Here is a 20570-nt window from a genome sequence, read left to right as displayed (position 1 = left end):
TTTTGTTAAATACATCGGAACACGTTCATTTTATAGGGATTGGCGGATATGGCATGAGTGCCATCGCAAGAGTTATGCTGGAAATGGGATATACCGTTACCGGATCGGATGTCGCTTCACAGGAGTTGACCGAGAAGTTGGCAGCCAAGGGAGCGAAAATATATATCGGACATACCGCAGAGCATGTCACTGGAGCAGACCTGGTTGTCTACTCTACGGCAGCGCCTGCAGATAATGTGGAACGGGTAGCAGCTGCAGAGCTGAACATTCCGATTCTGCATCGTTCCCAGATGCTTGCACGTTTGTTGAACGAACGTAAGGGCGTGGCTGTGGCCGGAGCCCATGGTAAAACAACAACCTCATCCATGATTGCACTTGTTATGGATAAGTGTGATACGGACCCGACATATATCATTGGCGGAGAAATCATGAATGTGGGCACCAATGCGAAGGCCGGTCAAGGGGATTGGGTTGTCGCTGAGGCGGACGAGAGTGATGGTTCATTTTTGCAGTACCATCCATGGCTCGGTATTGTAACGAATATTGAGGCAGATCATCTGGAGAATTACAACAGTGATTTTGAAGAACTCAAAAAGGCTTATGTGCAGTTCCTGAGCCAGATTCGTCCGGAAGGAACAGCCATTGTGTGTTCTGACGATGAGAATGTTCAAGCGATTTTGCCAGAACTCAAGTCACGGATCACGACTTATGGTATCGACCGTTCTGCGGACTATACGGCAACGGATATTGTACTGGGCGATCGCCGGATCTCCTTTACGATGAACCATCAGGGTGTTGCTATGGGCACGGTGGAGTTATCTGTTCCTGGTAAGCATAACGTGTATAATGCGATGGCTACTGTGATTACCTGTCTGGAAGCAGGTATTCCGTTTGAGAAGATTGTGGCGGCCATCATCCAGTTCCACGGAGCCAAACGCAGATTCCAGGTATTGGGCGAGGCACGTGATATGCTGATCATCGATGATTATGCTCATCACCCTACCGAGATTGAAGCGACCATTAGTGCGGCCAAAGCAACGGGCAAGCGCATTATTGCTGTATTCCAGCCACAGCGTTATACGCGGACATTCTTCCTGCTGGATGCGTTCAGTCGTGCTTTTGCGGAAGCGGATGAAGTGCTTATTACCGATATCTACTCTCCTGCGGGCGAAAAACAGATCGAAGGGGTAACCTCAGCAAGACTGGTTGAACTGATCGTTCAAAACAGTAATGCTTCTGCGCGTTATCTCCCAACGAAAGAGGAAGTTGTAGCTGATTTGCAGCATCGTCTGCAGCCAGGAGATCTTGTGATCACGATGGGCGCAGGTGATATTTGGAAAGTCGGCGATACCCTTGCCAAAGGATTGAAATAAATCAATTCAGAAAACGCCTGTCTTCGATAAGAAGCAGGCGTTTTTTTTGCGTTGAATGGAATGTCTTCTCCCGTTTATGCATATAGCTGATATAAATGGGACAAAGGAGAGGGTACGGGTGAGTAATGCTAGAATGACGTTTCGCTTCGGGGATCATGAGTCGGACAAGCCTGAAAGTAAGAGGATTTCCGCGTCCAGTCCATTGGTGACGTTGAGTGAAGAATTACCGCACAATCATACGCTAACGCCTAAGCAGATGGATACAACCCCGTCCTGGACGCCAGAGGATATCCCCGGAGACTGGGGAGAGACGGTGCTGACAAGCTCTACTGTACCTGAACCTGAACAACGGATGAGCCCTGATTCGAACTTCGATGAGGCCCATTATCTTGGGGACCGATCAGGTTACGGTTATCATAATCACATTGCAGATCCGGATGAAGAGCGTCGCGATCTGTCCAATACCCATGATGATCAAGGACACGACTGGCTTGCAGATTCCGAGAACTATTCCTATAAGCGGAATCGCCCTCCAAGGGGCTGGAAAATGATTGGCTCTGTTACCGGGGCACTCGTTACGGGAGCACTATTTGGCATGGTTATTCTTTCATTTTTTAATAAAGAAGGAGCCGCGAAACCAGGTGATCTTCTTCCCGTCAATCAGGCAGTTTCCTCCGTGACAGACCAGGAGGGGGTTGCAGGAACAGAGCAGCAGCTTCAGGCAGCTGCGACTGGCAGCACGTATTATGCACTTCAATACGGCGTGTTTAGTTCACCCGAACGAGCTGAACAGGCCAAGCTTGAGTTGGCTCAAGCAGGTATAGCCGCAGGTTCTGATCCTGAAGATGGTAATCGGGTATATGCGGGTATTTCAGCTGATCGTGAAGAGGCCAAGCTACTTAGCACCAGGCTTAAAGCTCAAGGAGTCGAACTGTACGTCAAGGAGATCGTAAACCCTGAGATCAATCCGGCCATATTCGGTGGCAAGCAAGAGGATGTACAGCTTTTCTTTACAAACAGTTCTGCACTAATCGAACAACTATCAACCTTGTCCATTCAGCAACTGGGACAGTCTACCCCAGTAGCAGTCCCAACAGAAATGATGACCGCAATTCAGAATAAGCACGAGTCATGGTTGACCGGTTTGAATAGTCTTTCACCCGGCCTGACCGCAGAGGTACAAACTATTATTGGCGGAATGGAGAAATCGATGAACCGTGCAATTACGGCTATCGCGGAGTACAATAAAAACCCGGATGATGTGCACATGTGGTCTGTACAGTCCGATCTGATGGAATACGTACTGCAGCAGAAAAAATGGCTCGAAGCGATAAAGCAGTAACATGCTCTTTCCCATAACAACGCTTGGAAATACCTGTCCGGCAAGGAACTGGAAATAGTTCCCCTTGCCGGATTTGTGTTTGTATTGACGTACAAAACCCCGTATAATAATGTGGGTGTCAAAAAATGGCGAGGGAAGATTACCGATGAAAAAAAACTTCGGCATGTTATTGCTGTTTCTATTGCTCGGCTGGATGGCCGGAGCGTGGATCGCCAACGCACTGCAGCCTGTTAAGGCAGTAGCCTTTCTTACGAAAGCCACGACCATACGGTGGTCGCCACAGGCTGATCTGGATATTATCAGTTATGATATTTCACTTCAATTTCAAATGAGCCTTCTGAGTCTGATCGGTATTATTGCCGCTGTGTGGCTGTATCGCAGACTGTAGGAGAATGACGAGTTATGACGAAAAAAATAAACCAGTGACATCTATTATCGTGATAAGGACAGGATGTTGCCGTAGCATAAGGAGCCGTTCATGATGAATAACACTCAGCAGCGCCCTATTATTCTGGCCTCCACATCGCCTCGGCGCAAAGAACTGATCGCATCACTCCACCTAGCGTTTGATGTAATACCAAGTCATGCTGATGAAGATACGCCACCAGAATGGACACCTGAACAGACGGTACAGGAGCTTGCTTTGCGCAAGGCGCTTGCGGTGTATCGCGGGCTAGAAGGCCGTGAGCAGGAAGCGATTATTGTTGGTAGTGATACCGTTGTTGTTCTGGATAATGAGATTCTGGGCAAACCCGTAGACGAAGCCGATGCTGAACGGATGTTATCCCGGCTACAGGGCCGTGTACATCGGGTGTTTACCGGTGTCGCTTGTATTGATGCGGGTAATGGACAGTCTGTAGTTCATTATCGCCAGACCGATGTAACGATGAAAGAACTTTCGGATGCGACGATCCGTGCCTATGTGCAGACTGGAGAGCCTTCGGATAAGGCAGGGTCTTATGCCATTCAGGGCATTGGCGCTACACTGATTGACCGTATTGAAGGATGTTATTTTAATGTGGTTGGCCTTCCCCTATCCTTGCTGAGTGATATGTTGGATGGGTTTGGCGTCCATGTGTTGCCGCGAACATGAATGAAGCCAATTGACGTTTTGAAATGAAAAGAGGGAACATATGGAGTCGCCTCAATACATGATGCGCGACATCCCCCAGGAAGAACGCCCGAGAGAACGCATGATGGAATACGGGGCGGGCGCCTTAAGCCATGCTGAATTGCTGGCGATTTTACTTCGAACAGGCACAAGACAGGAATCCGCAGTGCATATGGCACAGCGGATTCTGGCCGAAGCGGGTGGAATTCGCTCGTTGATGGATCTGAGTCTGGAAGAATTGACCGCAATGAAAGGGATCGGCAATGCCAAGGCTGTGCAATTGAAAGCCGGTATTGAGCTTGGACATCGAATTGCAAAGAGCAGACGCATACAGTCGACTTCAATTCGTACACCGCGTGATGCAGCCGATATCCTAATGGAACAATTGCGTTACTTGCAGAAAGAGCATTTTGTGTGTCTCTTTTTGAATAGCAAAAATCATATTATTGCTCAGGAAACACTCTCCATGGGCAGCCTTAACGCTTCGATTGTACATCCGCGTGAAGTGTTCAGGGCTGCCATCAAATGCAGCAGCGCGTCAATTGTGTGCGCACACAACCACCCGAGTGGTGATCCTACGCCCAGTCCGGAGGATATCCAAATAACCAAGAGACTGATTGAAGCAGGTGCTATTGTCGGCATTGACGTGCTTGATCATATTATTATCGGAGATGGAACGTACGTAAGTTTGAAGGAGAAGGGCTTAGTATAATATAATGGTTGGCGTTGATGTTTTCCTATGAATGTTAACGGCGTGGTCCGTAAAAGATAGGTTCACTTTACAAATGCAAAAAAAAACAAATGCGAATATTAGCTCCACGTGTTGCGTGGGAATGAAAATTGTTACGCTCTGGATCAGCATAGAGCGGCTATATGAGGCAGAAAAGGAGATTATGTTATGTTTGGTGGTTTTACGAAAGATTTGGGTATTGACTTGGGGACAGCAAATACGTTGGTTTATGTACGAGGCAAAGGAATTGTGGTGCGCGAACCTTCGGTTGTCGCTATACGGACAGATACTAAAAGCATCGAGGCAGTAGGCGAAGCCGCCAAAAAAATGATTGGACGTACACCAGGTAACATTCGTGCCATTCGTCCAATGAAAGACGGCGTTATTGCCGATTTCGATACAACGGCAACGATGATCAAATATTTCATCCGTGAGGCGCAAAAGCAACGCTCCATGTTCCAACGTCATCCGAACGTGATGGTATGTGTACCATCCGGGATTACTGCAGTAGAACAACGTGCGGTTGAAGATGCAACAAAACAGGCTGGAGCACGTGAAGCCTATACGATTGAAGAGCCTTTTGCAGCTGCAATTGGTGCAGATCTGCCTGTATGGGAACCAACGGGTAGTATGGTTGTCGATATTGGTGGCGGTACAACGGAAGTGGCTGTTATCTCTCTTGGCGGTATTGTAACGAGCCGTTCGGTTCGTGTAGCAGGTGACGAAATGGATGAATCCGTGATCCAGTACATCAAACGCCAATACAATCTCATGATCGGTGAGCGTACATCGGAGCAATTGAAGATGGACATCGGATCAGCAATGCCATTGGAGCAAGTAGAAACGATGGAAATTCGTGGACGTGACCTTGTAACAGGTCTTCCGAAGACGATTACAATTACTTCGGATGAGATCAGCGAAGCGTTGGCTGATACAGTGAATGCGATTGTTGAAGCGGTAAAAGTAACACTCGAAAAATGCCCGCCTGAACTTGCTGCCGATATCATGGATCGGGGTATCGTTCTTACAGGTGGTGGGGCGTTGCTTCGCAACCTGGACAAGCTTCTTGCTGGTGAGACAGGAATGCCTGTCATTGTGGCTGAGAACCCGCTGGATTGTGTAGCGATCGGAACAGGTAAAGCGCTAGAGAATATTCATTTGTTCAAAAGCAGAAGCAGTTCGGCAGTTCGTTCCAGACGTTAATTGGTATTTGCCTAACTTGGCATTGCGACCAAGTGGCAAGGTAACGCTATAGAGGACCCGGTTAACCCCGGGGATGAGCTATTACCCGCTTAACAGGGGAGGATCAGCTGATATTCTCGCAGGGACTACAGGTCTGAAAGTCTCCCCGCCGGGCATGGCTCGGAAGAGAATAATGGATGTTAGAGGGTGTTCGAACTGTTTAAACTGCTTGGCAACAAAAGACTTTTTGTTTTGCTGGTGGGCCTTGTTACATTTATCGCGTTAATGGGCTTTACGCTCAGTCCGCGAACCACTCTATCCTGGCCGGAGAAATTCCTGAAGGATTCAGTTGGATTTGTACAATACGTATTTTACAAGCCCGCTTCCTATGTAGCGGGCTTTTTCAAAGATGTAGCGAACATGCGTACGGTATATGAAGAGAATGAAGAGCTTCGCATCGCAATGGGCCACTATACGCGGGATCGCCTGAAGTACAATGATATGGAACAGGTGAACGAGCAGCTTCAAAAAGCACTGAATTTCACGGAAGAACAGAAAAATCGGTATAATTATGGTTCACGAATTGCCCAAGTTATCAGTGCCAATTCGGATCCGAACAGCAGAACTATTAACATTGATATCGGTGAGAATGCGGGAATTAAGCCAGGTATGGCCGTTACCTCGCAGGAAGGGCTGGTTGGCGTGATCAGTCATGTCAGCTCATATACATCTACGGTTAATCTGTTAACGTCGATGGATGCTAATGATCCCACATCCAATGCCATTGCAGCAACGGCAGTAGGTAAGGAAAAAGTGTTTGGTATGATTGAGAGTTATGATCCGAAGACGGGCATGCTCAAGATGACCAAGATTTCAGAGGATTCTGATATCCAAGAGGATGATGAGATCATCTCCTCCGGAATTATTAACAATTTTCCGAAGTACATGCGGATTGGTAAAGTGAAGAGTGTCGAGAAAAGTGAGTATGGTTTAACAAAAACAGCTACAATTGAGCCATACGCAAGCTTCCTTGACTGGAAAGAGCTGATTGTCATTATCCCGCCTGAGGTAAAAGAATAATGGTAACGCGCAAGCAAGTTTTGTTCCTGTTACTATTCGTTTTGTTCATTGCGGAAGGCACGATTCTGCCGCTGCTTATTCCTTCCGGCTGGCACATGCGTATTGCTGCCAATCTGGTCTATATCGCAATTTTGTTTATCGCTGTATATCACCATCGACACACGGCTTTAGTGCTGGGTATATTATTTGGACTATTACATGACGTCGTATTCTATGGCGAGATGATTGGACCTTACGGATTTTCAATGGGTTTATCGGCATACATGATGGGACTCATTTTTCAAGCACCGCGTGCACCACTGCCGGTGATGGTGTCGGTTGTCATTTTGGGGAGTCTGCTTAATGACACCATGCTATTCTTCCTGTACAAGCTCTTCCAACTTAACCATGTGACCTTTGACTGGGCGTTGCTTGAATACATGATTCCTAATTTGTTCATTCATTTTGTGTTTGCCTTGATCATTTATGTCCCGTTTCGGAAACAACTGGAACGGATCGGCAAGAGACGGAGCAAGACAGAAGAAGCTTCCTAAATACATTTATGGAGCGCAAAGCAGGAACTTGGGGCCCCGGGCACGAAATGTAATGAGATGGGAGGGACAGGCTTATGACGGTAAAATCGAATCACGTAACGATTAAAGGCATCCGAGACGGCCTGGTTTTCCTGTTGGACGATCAATGTGAATTCGAGGAATTGCTCTATGAGCTCCGCTATAAGCTGGAACACAGCCATCAAAATATTTTGACCGGACCAATTGTTCATGTGGATATCAAGTTGGGTGCCCGCGAAGTGACAGAGGACCAGAAAGAAGCAATCCTCGATATATTGAAGCAAAAAGGGAATCTCCTTATTCGATCCATCGACTCACCTGCACTCCAACCGGAGGTTAAAGGACCGCCGCCGATTGTGACCATGTGTGGTATGGTGCGTTCAGGTCAGGTGCTTCATCATGAAGGAAATCTCCTGTTTCTTGGGGATATCAATCCGGGGGGCACAGTGACGTGTACCGGAGATATATATGTGTTGGGTTCACTCAGAGGTATGGCTCATGCCGGAATTGGCGGGGACGAAGAAGCGATCATTGCCGCTTCGGTATTTGCACCGACGCAGCTGCGGATTGCCGATATCATCAGTCGTCCTCCCGATGAATGGGAGAGCCGAGAGACCGGAATGGAATTTGCTTACTTACAGGACAATCAGATGCAGATAGACAAAATGAGCAATATCGTTCGGTTACGCCGAGATTTTAATGTGTTTAAAGGAGTGTAGCTCATGGGAGAGGCGATCGTGATCACTTCGGGTAAAGGCGGCGTGGGTAAAACAACCACCTCGGCAAACATCGGGACAGCGCTGGCGCTGCTCGGCAAAAAGGTTTGTCTGGTAGATACCGATATCGGCCTTCGTAATTTGGATGTCGTGATGGGACTCGAAAACCGTATTATTTACGATCTGTGCGACGTTGCAGACGGCCGCTGCCGTCTGAATCAGGCTTTGGTCAAAGACAAGCGTTTTGAAGAATTATACATGTTGCCTGCGGCGCAGACGAGAGATAAGAACTCCGTGTCGCCTGAACAGGTAAAGGATATTATCCTTGAATTAAAAAAAGATTTTGAATACGTCATTATTGATTGCCCAGCCGGCATAGAGCAGGGCTTCAAAAATGCGGTAGCAGGAGCAGATCAGGCCATCGTGGTCACTACACCGGAAAATGCTGCAGTACGTGATGCGGATCGTGTCATCGGCCTGCTGGAGAGTTCGCACATTCAATCACCGAAGCTGGTGGTGAATCGAATTCGCAATAATATGGTTAAATCGGGTGACATGCTGGATATCGATGGTATTTTACAAGTACTTAATATTGACCTGATTGGCATCGTACCTGATGATGAACTGGTCATCAAAGCTGCTAATTCAGGAGAACCTACGGTCATGAATCCGGATTCGCTTGCGGCGATTGCGTATCGTAACATTGCACGACGCATTTTGGGAGATACGGTTCCATTGATGCAACTGGATCAGAAAAAGGGAGCTTTTACTCGTTTCAAAAAGTTCTTCGGAATGGGTTAATTCGTTTAGATGCACTTATTCATTATCTGATTACACGACAGCCGTGGCTCATAGCCCGGCTTTTTTTGTTACCTGCCGACAGGCTTGTTCATATTATCAACCGCCTCTTCATAGGATGTAGTAAACAAGCCTCGGCGGGAGGACATTCCATGAATACGAAACTCAGAATCAAGCAGAGAAGAGAAGAACGCATTCGGCGACTGATGGACGGTGCGACTGTTGAAGTCTTACAGGAGCAAAAAGTAGGTTCGCTATTGGACAAGAATGAGATCATACAACGGAAGCCGTTTGCGTCTGGTGAGGAGACACAGGAAAGAGATCCGGAATGGCTGTGGAAAAAAGAGAATGGTCATTTTGTTCCAGGGGAGCAATCGAGATTCAACTTATTTAAGTCATTTCTAAAACGGACAGTCATCAGCGCTTTGATATTTGGCGGAGTATGGGGGCTGTTTCAATTGGATACGTCATGGAGTGCATCAACTAAAACGGTCATTGCTGATGCACTCCATCGGGATATGAATTTTGCCTCTGCGGCGGCATGGTATGAACGGCATTTTGGAGGGACGCCTTCGTTTCTTCCGGTTCTTGGACATACAACGGATGCTGTCAATGGTTCAGGCATTCGGCAGTTACTGGATAGACCGATCTCAGGAACAGTGGTTCAGCCATTTGCACTGAGCATGAAAGGAATTGAGATCGTTCCAGATGATGCAGGTGCTGAACTTATCCAGGTTTCCAGTTCGGATGCAGGGCGTGTCATGGAGGTTATCGGAGATTCGACAAGCGGGTTCACGGTGGTCATTAAGCATACAGGTAATGTCACGGCAATATACGGTCGACTGAACGAAAGTGAAGTGAACGTGAATGACTGGGTGGAAACGGGAAATCCAGTGGGGAGTCTCAAGGCTACGGGTGGTGAACAACCGGCAACGCTTTATTTTGCGGTCAAAGAGGGTGAGGAGTACGTAGACCCAGCGGAAGTCGTTGCCCTTGATTAGGGTGTGGGGAGTACGTATTACGTTTCATCCGTTTTTTGTAATCATCATGTTGGCCTCACTTCTCACCGGACATTTTATTGAGCTTATTACGTTGTTTGCCATCGTATTCATTCATGAATGTGGACATGCTGCGGCTGCGGCTCTTCTGGGCTATCGTGTCTTGTCGATCCAGATGCTCCCTTTTGGAGGAGTTGCGGTTATCGAAGATGGAGGTACTATCACGGCCTACCGGGAAATTATGATTGCTCTGGCAGGCCCATTACAGAACATGCTGATGGTTGGCGTTGTTTTGCTGTTGCAGTATGGCAATCTGGGCGATCCTGTTTTTCTCAGCTATATCATTCAGGGGAACCTGCTCATTGCCCTCTTTAATCTGCTTCCTGTACTCCCACTGGACGGAGGTAAAATTGTTCAGGCACTTGTCAGTCTGTGGGCACCCTACTATACAACATTAATGTGGACTTACAGAATTAGCATCCTGTGCAGCGCAGGAGTTATTTTGTATGCGATCAGCCGGTGGCTGACCGGAGACTACGGCCTGCCGCTCAACATTCTGTTAATCGGCCTTTTTTTGTTTTATTCCAACCTGACGGATTACCGAAATGTGCCCTACCGCTTTATCCGTTTTCTCATGAATCGAGAGGGCGCGTTCGCCAGGCATGCGGCTACTGGCAGTTTGGCGCAGCCAATAATCTCATTTCCGGCGAAACCTTTGGACACTATTTTGCGTCTATTAAAGAGAGAAAGATACCATATGGTATACGTGATGAACAGACAGGGTCGAATTATGGCTGTCTTGCCTGAGCAACGGATTATTGGTTCCTATTTTCAACAAAATGGTGATAAATTGTAGTGTTCTGGTGGACCTGTTCTGAAATGGGTTAATACATGTACAATGAGAATTATAAAGATACTGAAATGGATGTGGATGAATTGAATTGTCTTCTAGAGGTGAAGCCATGAAACAAATGATTGTACATAATGAACATAACCTCATGCAAATGGCGCTTCTGGAAGAAGGCAAAGCTGTGGAATTCACGGCAGAGCGTACACGCGAGCGTGGACTGCTGGGTTCCTTTTTCAAGGGACGGGTAGTGAATGTGTTACCGGGTATGCAGGCTGCTTTTGTGGATATCGGTCAGAAAAAGAATGCGTTTCTGTATGTGGACGATGTGTTGCATCCCCATTTGGAGAAGCAGCCCAAGGTGAAGCCTTCCATTTCGGAGTTGCTGCGTCCGGGTCAGGAAGTCATTGTTCAGGTTCTGAAGGAACCGGTAGGAGGCAAGGGAGCCCGGGTGACGACTCATTATTCACTGCCGGGCCGCTGGCTTGTCTACATGCCTATTGCTGACTATGTGGCGGTATCCAAGAAAATAGCCCGTGAGGGGGATCGTTCCCGCCTTAAAGCACTTGGAGAACAACTGAGACGAGATGAAGAGGGGCTTATTATCCGGACCGTATCCTCAGAAGAACAGCATGAAGCCATTCAGGCAGACTTGGAAACATTACGTGCGCAGTGGTATGTGATTCGTGAAAAAGCAGACAGTTTGCCTTCGCCAAGCCTCTTGCATCGGGATCATAGCATGGTGCAGCGAATCATCAGAGATGTCTATACACCAGGCAGTGACGAAGTCATCACCGATAGCGAAGGACAAGCCCATGAGGTAAAGGCGTTGCTGGAAGAGATTAGTCCGGGGCATCAGCCGAAGGTACAAGTATATCGGGGAGCAGAGTCTATCTTTGCTGCTTATGGTGTCCAGGAGCAGTTGAACAAAGATTTTGCCCGGAAAGTGTGGCTGCCCGGAGGCGGATATATTGTCATTGATCACACCGAAGCTCTAACTGTCGTGGATGTGAACACAGGCAAATACACGGGAGCTGGTGGTGACAGTCTGGAAGAAACCGTGACAGAGACCAACATGCAGGCAGCAGTGGAGATTGCCCGTCTGATGCGCCTGCGTGATATCGGTGGTATGATTATCGTCGACTTCATTGATATGGAGGAAGCCTCGAATCGGCATGAAGTGGCGGCAACCTTGGAGGGTGAGCTCAAGAAGGATCGGACCAAAGCCTTCGTAATGGGGTGGACCAAGCTGGGCCTGCTTGAACTGACACGCAAGAAAGTCCGGGAAGAGAGTACACTGCCCTATGTGGAGCCGTGTTCTTCCTGTCATGGTACGGGGAAAAGATATATTTCACCTTTGCATTGATTTTTGATATACTGCGTGATATAATCTTCAAGTATGTGTTTAGCCTATTGGTCTTGCACATGCTGTAACCGCACTGGCCGGGTATAAGAACAGTTCCGCAAGGACACTGTCACCTGAGAACGGGCGAGTCTGAGACATGAGGAGGTGCAAGGCAAATGTACGCAATTATTGAAACAGGCGGCAAACAGTACAAAGTCCAAGAGGGCGATGTTCTGTTCATCGAGAAATTGACTGCGAACGATGGCGAAAGCGTAACGTTCGACCGTGTCCTGGCTGTATCTAACGATCAAGGTTTGACAGCAGGTACACCATTGATTTCCGGAGCTACTGTAACGGCTAAAGTGGAGAAACATGGCAAAGGACAAAAGGTTATCGTATACAAATACAAACCTAAAAAGAACTACCATGTGAAGCAAGGTCACCGTCAACCGTACACTAAAGTAACTATCGAAAAAATCAAAGCGTAAAGAAGGTGCGATAAGTGATTATCGTTCAAATCTTTCGTGATGAGGACGGGAACATCGAACGCTTTTCCATCGAAGGGCATGCTAATTTTGCCAAACGGGGAGAAGACATCGTATGTGCCGGGGTATCCGCTGTTACAGTGGGTACGGTGAACTCGATTGAAACATTGACTGGTGTCGAAATGGACGCCAAGATGAAGAATGGCTTTTTAAGTGGTTCTTTACCTTTGTTAGAGAGAGGGGAAACTTGGTCCCAGGTACAATTGTTACTCGAATCCATGGTGGTTATGCTCTCTAATATTGCAGAGTCATACGGGAAGTATATTAAAATACAGCAATTCAAATAAACAAAGAAGGAGGACAACCAATCATGTTGAAATTAAATCTTCAGTTATTCGCATCGAAAAAAGGTGTAGGTTCCACGAAGAACGGACGTGACAGTAATGCTCAACGTCTGGGTGTTAAACGTGCTGATGGCCAAACTGTAACTGGTGGTAGCATTCTCGTTCGCCAACGCGGAACGAAAATTCACCCAGGAACTAACGTTGGCATCGGTAAAGATGACACTTTGTTCGCGAAAATCGACGGCGTTGTAAAATTCGAACGTTGGGGACGCGATCGCAAAAAAGTAAGCATCTATCCTGTTAATGTTGCTCCTGTAGCAGCTGCAGTAGAAGCGTAATATCGGCATTCCGCCTAAGGAGCCTTCGGCATTTTTGCCGGAGGTTTTTTGTATTCACGGTTATTCGATAATGAACTGGCAGAAAAGACATGTTATACTTGGTTACGGTGGGTTTAGACCAACCGAGTTTTGTAGAACGGGGAGAAGCCATGAAATCTTGGAAAAGAGTGCCGTGGATTGCGGCATGTTCACTTCTGATTCCTTTGGTTTTCGTTATGTTGTATCCGGCGATGATAATCTCGAGCGTCGTGTGCGCATTGTGGTCCGTCGCAGTATTGTTCATTTCTGTGAATGCGATGAAGAAACAGGCGGAGGCGGAGCGCAGAACCATCATACAATCCATGGAAAAGACAGCAATTGCTTCATTAAATCATCATCGACACGACTGGATGAACGACCTTCAGGTGTTATATGGATATCTTCGGCTGGGCAAACTTGATAAATCCTTGCAATGTGTGGAAAGAATAAAAGAGCGGGTAACGGAAGAAAGTCGAATCTCCAGATTGGGTATTCCTTCCCTCGTATTTTATCTTCAGTCTTTCCGCGCCAGTGGAATAGCGCTGGAATTGCATGTGGAAATAGAAGATGAGCTGCAGCTTAGTGCTCTGGTCTCTCCCGAGGATGGCGAGTCACTTACCGGAGCGATTGCGGATGCAATCAGGGCTTATCAATATGGCGGCGGCCGGTCGTCTTGGGGAGAGGTTCGCAAACTGACCTTAAATTTCGGACAGGATCATGGAGATGTGGTTGTCCGACTGGATGGGGATCAAACACCCGATCCGGAAACACTGCGGCAGCTTACTGCCGTACTCAAAGGAAAAAAAGTCAGAACGGAGCAACTTCCGTCTGAGGATACGTTTATACAATTCAGAATGCCGTGTGGAATATAGGAAGAAGGGGTTAGCCGATGTTTGTAGATAAAGCGAAGATTTATGTAAAAGCCGGAGACGGAGGGGACGGAATTATTTCGTTCCGTCGTGAGAAGTATGTACCAAACGGCGGACCTGCCGGGGGCGATGGTGGCAGAGGAGCTGACATCATTTTCCGCGTGGATGAAGGTTTACGGACGTTGATGGATTTCCGTTACCAGCGTCACTTCAAGGCCCCTCGTGGTGAGAAGGGACGTAATAAAAGTCAGCATGGTGCAAACGCTGAGAACATGATTGTGCGCATTCCACCAGGAACGATCATTTTGGATGAAGACAGTGGAGAAGTACTGGCGGATATGACACGTCACGGTCAACAGGTTGTTATTGCTCGTGGTGGTCGGGGCGGACGGGGTAACATCCGATTTGCCACACCGAACAATCCTGCACCTGAACTTGCCGAGAATGGTGAAGAAGGCCAGGAGCGTTACATCGTATTAGAGCTAAAGGTTATGGCAGATGTTGGTCTGGTTGGTTTCCCGAGTGTCGGGAAATCCACATTGCTTTCTGTCGTTTCGTCAGCCAAGCCAAAGATCGGTGCATACCATTTCACAACCATTACACCGAATCTGGGTGTAGTCGGTGTAGGAGAAGGCCGAAGCTTCGTCATGGCCGATTTGCCTGGTCTAATTGAAGGCGCACATGAAGGAATCGGATTGGGACATGAGTTTTTACGTCATGTCGAGCGTACCCGTATTATTATTCATGTGGTGGACATGTCGGGTTCAGAAGGACGCGATCCATTTGAAGATTGGCAGAAAATCAATGATGAGCTGAAACTGTACAATCCGCTTCTCGCTGAGAGACCGCAGGTTGTAGCAGCGAACAAAATGGACATGCCAGACTCGGAAGCGAACCTGGAGCAATTTTTGTTGCAAGTTCGTGAGGTGCAGCCGGATATTGAAGTGATGCCTATTTCATCCCTGACTCGTAAAGGGATTCAAGAACTCTTGTATCGTGCCGCTGATCTGCTGGATCAGATTCCGGACGAGCCAGTGGTTGAAGAGGTGGCAGACGTATCCGAACGTAAAGTGTACAGCTTGGACAAAAAAGAGGACGATGGGTTCCGTATTGTACGTGAGAATGAAATGTTCATTGTTGAAAGTGCCAAGATTGATCGCATGATGAAACGGATGCAACTGAACTCGCATGAGGCTATACTGAAACTCGCACGTACACTGCGCCATATGGGTGTGGATGCTGAGTTGCGTAAGCGCGGAGCTGTAGAAGGCACCATCGTGCGCATCGGAGACTTTGAATTCGAATTCGTGGAAGGCAGCAGTTACTACTAAGTAGCCGTCTTCCGTGGAGAAAGATAGATATATGAACGCAGAGAAGTGGGAAGTTGACCCACCGCTCTGCGTTTTTTTGTTTTTTCCTGACATGGGAGAGGGATTAACTTGTATACTGTGAGGAACGTATTTCAAAAAATAGGCATGTCATGTATTGCCCTTTTGGCGTAGATCCTATATAATGTCCACTATATGAATACATGAGTCTTTGAGGAGAGGACGTTCTGTGAACGAACGCTATTACTTAGTACGGGAAGATATTTTACCAGAGGCTGTGGTGAAGACCATGCAGGTCAAAGAGCTACTAGCTTCCGGTGATGTGAAAACAGTGCATGAGGCGGTTGAACAGGTCGGATTAAGCCGGAGTGCCTTTTACAAGTACAAGGATGGAATTCATCTGATCAACCAGCTGGAGCGTGAGAGAATTGTGACGATCTCCATTGATCTGGAGCATCAGTCGGGGATCTTGTCTCGTGTGCTTGGACATGTAGCTGGTTATGGGGCCAATGTACTTACAATTAATCAGAGTATCCCGCTTCAGGGAAGAGCCAATGTAGTCATTTCAGTGGAGACGACGCATCTTCACGGCGAAATTGGAGAAATGCTGGATCGGATGCAAGATATGCCTGGCGTGAGACGAACGCGTATTGTAGGCCAAGGTTAATTAGGCTTTATCATACAGGACTGACAGACAAGAATAGACATTAGGGGGTAGATCGTTAGTGAAACCGGTAAAAGTCGGACTGTTGGGTCTGGGAACTGTCGGAACGGGAGTCGTTCGCATTGTGGAAGGAAATCAGGAGGATCTGAGCAGTCAGGTTGGATCGCCGATTGTCATCGAGAAGATCGCAGTGAAAAATACAGAGAAAGACCGTGTCATTGCTGTAGACCGCGCCAAGCTTACAGAAGATCCTTGGGAAGTCATTCGTCATCCGGATATTGATGTTATCGTTGAAGTCATGGGCGGCATTGATCAGACGAAGGAGTATATTCTTGAAGCGTTGGAGCGGGGGAAACATATCGTAACAGCGAACAAAGATCTCATGGCCCTGCATGGTTCAGAAATTTTGGCGAAGGCGCAGGAAAAACAATGCGACGTGTTCTATGAAGCGAGTGTTGCGGGAGGTATTCCGATCATTCGTACCCTGATTGAAGGTTTCTCTTCTGACCGGATTACCCGTATCATGGGGATTGTGAACGGAACAACGAACTTTATTTTGACCAAAATGAGTCAGGAAGGCGCATCCTATGAACAAGTACTGGCCGAGGCACAGGCGCTGGGATACGCTGAAGCGGATCCAACTTCGGATGTGGAAGGACTTGACGCAGCCCGCAAAATGGCGATCTTGAGTACGCTCGGTTTCCGCACCAATGTGGAGTTGAAGGATGTAACCGTTAGAGGGATATCCTCTGTAACCCGTGAAGACATCACGTATGCCAGAAGACTTGGCTATGAGATGAAGTTACTTGGTATTGCAGATCGTGTTGGCGATGAGATCACGATTAGCGTTCAGCCGACTATGGTTAGACAAAATCATCCGATTGCTTCAGTCAATGGTGTGTTCAACGCAGTTTATGTACACGGTGAAGCTGTAGGCGAGACCATGTTCTACGGTGCGGGTGCGGGAGAACTGCCAACGGCAACTTCTGTTGTAGCTGACATTGTGGCGGTTACCAAAAACCTTAAACTTGGCGTGAACGGTCTCAAAGCGATTGTGCCTTATAAGACGAAGCGACTGCAAAGCGACGAGCAGATCATGTCGAAAAACTTTATTTTGTTGCATGTAGATGATAAAGCCGGTGTACTGGCACAAATTACACAAATTTTCGCAGAATATGATGTCAGTCTGGCTTCGGTTGTTCAACAGCCGAATGAGCATAACCCGGATGCCGAGATCATTATCGTTACACATAATGCAAGTAAGGCAAGCATGGATAAGGTCTTAAAACATTTTGAATCACTCAGCGTTATTCGCCGCATTAAGAGTGTTTATCGGGTGGAAGGATAATTGTCCGTATTCCATACTGCATCTCAATTATTTAAGTTATAACGTACAATTTAATTATATCCGGTTCAACAGGTCATCATTTCAGATTATTAAAACATAAAGGAGTTTACCCACAATGAGATATCAAGGACTTTTGCAAACGTACAGAGAGCACCTTCCGGTTAATGAAAATACACCCCTGCTTACGCTTCAGGAAGGAAACACACCTTTGATTCATGCAGAGAATCTGTCTGAGGAACTCGGTTTGAATGTTTACTTCAAATACGAAGGTTTGAACCCTACGGGTTCTTTCAAAGACCGCGGCATGGTTATGGCTGTTGCCAAAGCGATGGAAGAGGGCAGTCGCACAATCATGTGTGCATCCACAGGTAATACATCAGCAGCTGCAGCGGCCTACGCCGCACGTGGTGGTCTCAATTGTATCGTGCTGATCCCGAATAACAACATTGCACTGGGTAAACTGGCTCAAGCCATGATCTATGGAGCTAAGGTGATTGCGATCAATGGTAACTTTGACCGTGCGCTGGAGATTGTGCGTGAGATTACAGCTAAACATCCGATCACGCTTGTGAACTCCGTGAATCCGTTCCGTATTGAAGGACAGAAGACAGCAGCGTTTGAAGTTATTGAACAACTTGGCGAAGCTCCTGACGTTCTGGCTATTCCGGTCGGTAATGCGGGCAATATCTCAGCGTATTGGAAAGGTTTCAAAGAATATAAAGAGGCAGGCAAATCCAGCACGCTGCCACGCATGGTTGGTTTTGAAGCCGAAGGTGCGATGGCTATTGTCAAAGGTGAGCCGATCCTTGAACCTGAAACGGTAGCAACAGCGATTCGAATCGGTAATCCCGCGAGCTGGAAAACGGCAGTAGCTGCAGCTGAGGAATCGGGTGGACAGATTAATTATGTAACGGATGAACAAATCCTGACAGCTTATCGTACGCTTGCTTCTCGGGAAGGCATCTTTGCTGAACCAGCATCTGCAGCTTCCCTTGCCGGTGTATACAAACTGAAGAGTGAAGGGTACTTTAAAGGCGGAGAGACTGTGGTTTGTGTACTGACAGGCAATGGCCTGAAAGATCCTAACATTGCAATTAAAACGGTAGCGACTGAGCCGCTTGTTGTTGAAGATACGGAAGAAGCGGTAATGGCGGCTATTGCACAACTGGAGCAGCAATCTGTATGAGTTTGCGAGAAAAGGTAACCGTAAAAATACCTGCAAGCACAGCCAATCTCGGTCCGGGGTTTGATACCCTGGGCATGGCATTGTCTTTGTATGCCTGGTTGGAAATGAAGCCTGCCGAGCAGACGACATTTCATCTTCACGGCAATCATTTGACAGGTCTGCCTACGGATAAAACGAATTTGATCTATGAAGTTGTACAGATGGTATTCCAAGAAGCAGGGGTATCCGTGCCTGAATTGGAGATTTCCATGTATTCCGATATTCCACTGACACGTGGGCTCGGGAGCAGCGCATCTGCCATCGTTGGTGCGCTGGCAGCAGCGAATGCATTAATCGGCTCTCCTTTATCCGATGCCAAGCTCCTGGATATGGCCACATCCCTCGAGAAGCATCCAGACAATGTAGGAGCCTCGCTATATGGTGGTATTATTGCAGCTGCTTGGGATGGTGAGCGGGTAGATCATATTCGCATTGAACCACACCAGGATTTGCAGGCTTTGGTTATTGTACCTGAATTCCAACTGTCTACTTCCAAAGCAAGAAATGTGATTCCAGAGCAATTTGGCATGTCTGATGTCGTGCATAACATTAGCAGATCCTCGCTGCTCGTTGCAGCTTTGGCAAGTGGACGACTGGACATGATTCAGAAGGCGATGTCAGATCGAATTCACCAACCATACCGGGCATCATTGGTACCGGGCATGGCTGAAATACTGGAACATGCCGTTGATCATGGAGCTTTGGGAGCTGCCCTGAGCGGAGCTGGACCGACCGTGTTGACTTTGGTCGATCGTCATGACACCCGCAAAGCGGAATTGGAACACTATTTGCTGAACACCATGGAGCGGGAGGGCATATCTGCTTCTGCACTGTGGCTCGATCCGGATCTGGACGGTGTAACCGTGCTGCCTGATCAAGACGAACGTCCTTTTTTGGACAGAATCAAAGGGGAAGTTAATGCATGAAACGAATTGCAGTATTACCTGAAGGCTCAGTCTCTCATGAGGCAATTGATTTCCTTTTCAACGGAGAACCGATAGATTTGCTTCATTCCAAGCTGATTTCGGACGTGTTTCGAGCAACGGATAGCGGGAATGCACAATACAGTGTTATTCCGATTGAGAATACCATTGAAGGCTCCGTTAGTCTTCATATGGACTGGCTTGTGAATGAAGTGGATATTCCGATGCAAGCAGAGTGGGTATACCCATCCATCCAGAATGTTATTGGACATGGCTCGGAATTTAAGACAGAGAGTGGCGAGTATGACTTTGGTAGAATCACCAAGATTATGTCTCACCCTGTGGCTATTCCACAGTGTCAGAATTTTATTCGCCTGCATTCGCCTGGGGCAGACCTTGAAGGCGTGAATAGTACGGCTGAAGCTGTTGAAATTGTGAAAAAAAATCCGGGTAAGGGCTGGGTGGCGATCGGTACAAAGCTTGCTGCCCAGAAGCATGGCTTGGACATTATGGCTGAACGGGTTACAGATCATGACAACAACTACACCCGTTTTGTGCTCATCGGACATGAACCTGTGAACATTCCACGTGAACCGGATCATGTAAAAACCAGCTTGCTGGTGACGTTGCCAGAAGATGCACCGGGTGCGTTGCATCAAGTATTGTCGGCTTTTGCATGGCGGAAGCTGAACTTGACCCGTCTCGAATCTCGTCCAACGAAGAAACGATTGGGCAGTTACTATTTTTACATTGATGTTGTGGAAACGGTCGATTCGGTATTGCTGACCGCAGCCATGGCAGAGATTGAAGCATTGAATTGTCAGGTGCGCGTTCTGGGTAGTTATCCTTGTTATACATATCCTTCGAGGTAATCGACCTGATGGTGGTTGGGAATGTTAGAAGGTTGTCATAAGTCGGGATAGAATGAGCGAGTAATGGCTTGTCATTTGGTGTA

General features: G+C 47.5%; 23 protein-coding genes and 1 other annotated feature. All 23 genes read left to right on the top strand.

Annotated elements, in window-relative coordinates; translation table 11 throughout:
* Window positions 1–53 precede the first annotated feature (53 nt).
* The 23 genes from murC (at window position 54) to pheA (ending at window position 20487) form a co-directional block, all read left to right on the top strand.
* Window positions 54–1373, top strand: a complete 1320-nt coding sequence (gene murC / locus M1D71_RS23065) for a UDP-N-acetylmuramate--L-alanine ligase (RefSeq protein ID WP_458127333.1) — start codon at window positions 54–56, stop codon at window positions 1371–1373.
* Between the two features lie 118 nt (window positions 1374–1491).
* Complete coding sequence (locus M1D71_RS23060; RefSeq protein ID WP_458123834.1) at window positions 1492–2715, top strand: SPOR domain-containing protein; 1224 nt, start codon at window positions 1492–1494, stop codon at window positions 2713–2715.
* A 145-nt stretch (window positions 2716–2860) separates the two neighbouring features.
* Entirely contained in the window at window positions 2861–3103 is a 243-nt protein-coding gene (locus M1D71_RS23055; RefSeq protein ID WP_458123833.1) for a DUF4321 domain-containing protein, read from the top strand.
* A 93-nt stretch (window positions 3104–3196) separates the two neighbouring features.
* Window positions 3197–3808 carry a Maf family protein gene (locus M1D71_RS23050; protein ID WP_458127332.1) on the top strand — a complete coding sequence of 204 codons (612 nt, stop codon included), beginning with the start codon at window positions 3197–3199 and terminating at the stop codon, window positions 3806–3808.
* A 40-nt stretch (window positions 3809–3848) separates the two neighbouring features.
* Window positions 3849–4538, top strand: coding sequence for a RadC family protein (gene radC, locus M1D71_RS23045; RefSeq protein ID WP_458123832.1), 690 nt, complete (start codon window positions 3849–3851; stop codon window positions 4536–4538).
* A 186-nt stretch (window positions 4539–4724) separates the two neighbouring features.
* Entirely contained in the window at window positions 4725–5759 is a 1035-nt protein-coding gene (locus M1D71_RS23040) for a rod shape-determining protein (protein ID WP_458123831.1), read from the top strand.
* A gap of 186 nt (window positions 5760–5945) precedes the next feature.
* Window positions 5946–6818 carry a rod shape-determining protein MreC gene (mreC, locus tag M1D71_RS23035; RefSeq protein ID WP_458123830.1) on the top strand — a complete coding sequence of 291 codons (873 nt, stop codon included), beginning with the start codon at window positions 5946–5948 and terminating at the stop codon, window positions 6816–6818.
* Window positions 6818–7351, top strand: a complete 534-nt coding sequence (mreD, locus tag M1D71_RS23030) for a rod shape-determining protein MreD (RefSeq protein WP_458123829.1) — start codon at window positions 6818–6820, stop codon at window positions 7349–7351. The genes mreC and mreD overlap by 1 nt, the downstream gene beginning before the upstream one ends.
* A 74-nt stretch (window positions 7352–7425) precedes the next feature.
* On the top strand, window positions 7426–8088 hold the full coding sequence (minC, locus tag M1D71_RS23025) for a septum site-determining protein MinC (protein ID WP_017692615.1): 663 nt from the start codon (window positions 7426–7428) through the stop codon (window positions 8086–8088).
* 3 nt (window positions 8089–8091) lie between these two features.
* A complete protein-coding gene (gene minD, locus M1D71_RS23020) occupies window positions 8092–8886 on the top strand; it encodes a septum site-determining protein MinD (RefSeq protein WP_458123828.1) in 795 nt (264 codons plus the stop codon).
* A 149-nt stretch (window positions 8887–9035) separates the two neighbouring features.
* Window positions 9036–9884: a peptidoglycan DD-metalloendopeptidase family protein gene (locus tag M1D71_RS23015; RefSeq protein WP_458123827.1), complete on the top strand. Its 849-nt coding sequence runs from the start codon at window positions 9036–9038 to the stop codon at window positions 9882–9884.
* Window positions 9877–10737 (top strand): M50 family metallopeptidase, encoded by an 861-nt coding sequence (locus tag M1D71_RS23010; RefSeq protein WP_458123826.1) that lies wholly within the window; start codon window positions 9877–9879, stop codon window positions 10735–10737. The genes M1D71_RS23015 and M1D71_RS23010 overlap by 8 nt, the downstream gene beginning before the upstream one ends.
* A 106-nt stretch (window positions 10738–10843) precedes the next feature.
* Complete coding sequence (locus tag M1D71_RS23005) at window positions 10844–12094, top strand: Rne/Rng family ribonuclease (RefSeq protein WP_458123825.1); 1251 nt, start codon at window positions 10844–10846, stop codon at window positions 12092–12094.
* Window positions 12095–12150: 56 nt separating this feature from the next.
* Window positions 12151–12235 (top strand) — a sequence feature (ribosomal protein L21 leader region).
* A 14-nt stretch (window positions 12236–12249) separates the two neighbouring features.
* The gene (gene rplU, locus M1D71_RS23000) at window positions 12250–12561 is read left to right on the top strand and encodes a 50S ribosomal protein L21 (RefSeq protein ID WP_091037543.1); all 312 of its coding nucleotides are present in this window, start codon (window positions 12250–12252) and stop codon (window positions 12559–12561) included.
* A gap of 14 nt (window positions 12562–12575) precedes the next feature.
* Entirely contained in the window at window positions 12576–12905 is a 330-nt protein-coding gene (locus tag M1D71_RS22995) for a ribosomal-processing cysteine protease Prp (RefSeq protein WP_036605912.1), read from the top strand.
* 23 nt (window positions 12906–12928) lie between these two features.
* Window positions 12929–13240 carry a 50S ribosomal protein L27 gene (gene rpmA, locus M1D71_RS22990; protein WP_017692622.1) on the top strand — a complete coding sequence of 104 codons (312 nt, stop codon included), beginning with the start codon at window positions 12929–12931 and terminating at the stop codon, window positions 13238–13240.
* A 149-nt stretch (window positions 13241–13389) separates the two neighbouring features.
* Window positions 13390–14130 carry a Spo0B domain-containing protein gene (locus tag M1D71_RS22985; RefSeq protein WP_458123824.1) on the top strand — a complete coding sequence of 247 codons (741 nt, stop codon included), beginning with the start codon at window positions 13390–13392 and terminating at the stop codon, window positions 14128–14130.
* 17 nt (window positions 14131–14147) lie between these two features.
* Window positions 14148–15458 carry a GTPase ObgE gene (gene obgE, locus M1D71_RS22980; RefSeq protein ID WP_458123823.1) on the top strand — a complete coding sequence of 437 codons (1311 nt, stop codon included), beginning with the start codon at window positions 14148–14150 and terminating at the stop codon, window positions 15456–15458.
* Between the two features lie 226 nt (window positions 15459–15684).
* Window positions 15685–16122: an ACT domain-containing protein gene (locus tag M1D71_RS22975; protein ID WP_017692625.1), complete on the top strand. Its 438-nt coding sequence runs from the start codon at window positions 15685–15687 to the stop codon at window positions 16120–16122.
* A gap of 58 nt (window positions 16123–16180) precedes the next feature.
* Complete coding sequence (locus M1D71_RS22970; RefSeq protein ID WP_458123822.1) at window positions 16181–17467, top strand: homoserine dehydrogenase; 1287 nt, start codon at window positions 16181–16183, stop codon at window positions 17465–17467.
* Between the two features lie 115 nt (window positions 17468–17582).
* Entirely contained in the window at window positions 17583–18653 is a 1071-nt protein-coding gene (gene thrC, locus M1D71_RS22965) for a threonine synthase (protein WP_036673546.1), read from the top strand.
* Complete coding sequence (gene thrB, locus M1D71_RS22960; protein ID WP_458123821.1) at window positions 18650–19618, top strand: homoserine kinase; 969 nt, start codon at window positions 18650–18652, stop codon at window positions 19616–19618. The genes thrC and thrB overlap by 4 nt, the downstream gene beginning before the upstream one ends.
* Complete coding sequence (gene pheA, locus M1D71_RS22955) at window positions 19615–20487, top strand: prephenate dehydratase (protein WP_458123820.1); 873 nt, start codon at window positions 19615–19617, stop codon at window positions 20485–20487. Before thrB ends, pheA begins: the two co-directional genes overlap by 4 nt.
* The last annotated feature ends 83 nt before the right edge of the window (window positions 20488–20570 follow it).

The sequence above is a fragment of the Paenibacillus sp. Z3-2 genome (assembly GCF_054161325.1).
Note: the sequence above shows the minus strand (reverse complement) of the source record. Positions and strands in the feature narration are given on the sequence as shown.

Excerpts from the sequence above, each read along its gene's own strand:
- murC (WP_458127333.1), top strand. The coding sequence starts at position 54 with ATGAGTGCCATCGCAAGAGTTATGCTGGAAATGGGATATACCGTTACC.
- M1D71_RS23055 (WP_458123833.1), top strand. The coding sequence starts at position 2,861 with ATGAAAAAAAACTTCGGCATGTTATTGCTGTTTCTATTGCTCGGCTGG.
- M1D71_RS23050 (WP_458127332.1), top strand. The coding sequence starts at position 3,197 with ATGAATAACACTCAGCAGCGCCCTATTATTCTGGCCTCCACATCGCCT.
- radC (WP_458123832.1), top strand. The coding sequence starts at position 3,849 with ATGGAGTCGCCTCAATACATGATGCGCGACATCCCCCAGGAAGAACGC.
- M1D71_RS23040 (WP_458123831.1), top strand. The coding sequence starts at position 4,725 with ATGTTTGGTGGTTTTACGAAAGATTTGGGTATTGACTTGGGGACAGCA.
- mreD (WP_458123829.1), top strand. The coding sequence starts at position 6,818 with ATGGTAACGCGCAAGCAAGTTTTGTTCCTGTTACTATTCGTTTTGTTC.
- minC (WP_017692615.1), top strand. The coding sequence starts at position 7,426 with ATGACGGTAAAATCGAATCACGTAACGATTAAAGGCATCCGAGACGGC.
- minD (WP_458123828.1), top strand. The coding sequence starts at position 8,092 with ATGGGAGAGGCGATCGTGATCACTTCGGGTAAAGGCGGCGTGGGTAAA.
- M1D71_RS23015 (WP_458123827.1), top strand. The coding sequence starts at position 9,036 with ATGAATACGAAACTCAGAATCAAGCAGAGAAGAGAAGAACGCATTCGG.
- M1D71_RS23005 (WP_458123825.1), top strand. The coding sequence starts at position 10,844 with ATGAAACAAATGATTGTACATAATGAACATAACCTCATGCAAATGGCG.
- rplU (WP_091037543.1), top strand. The coding sequence starts at position 12,250 with ATGTACGCAATTATTGAAACAGGCGGCAAACAGTACAAAGTCCAAGAG.
- rpmA (WP_017692622.1), top strand. The coding sequence starts at position 12,929 with ATGTTGAAATTAAATCTTCAGTTATTCGCATCGAAAAAAGGTGTAGGT.
- M1D71_RS22985 (WP_458123824.1), top strand. The coding sequence starts at position 13,390 with ATGAAATCTTGGAAAAGAGTGCCGTGGATTGCGGCATGTTCACTTCTG.
- obgE (WP_458123823.1), top strand. The coding sequence starts at position 14,148 with ATGTTTGTAGATAAAGCGAAGATTTATGTAAAAGCCGGAGACGGAGGG.
- thrC (WP_036673546.1), top strand. The coding sequence starts at position 17,583 with ATGAGATATCAAGGACTTTTGCAAACGTACAGAGAGCACCTTCCGGTT.
- thrB (WP_458123821.1), top strand. The coding sequence starts at position 18,650 with ATGAGTTTGCGAGAAAAGGTAACCGTAAAAATACCTGCAAGCACAGCC.
- pheA (WP_458123820.1), top strand. The coding sequence starts at position 19,615 with ATGAAACGAATTGCAGTATTACCTGAAGGCTCAGTCTCTCATGAGGCA.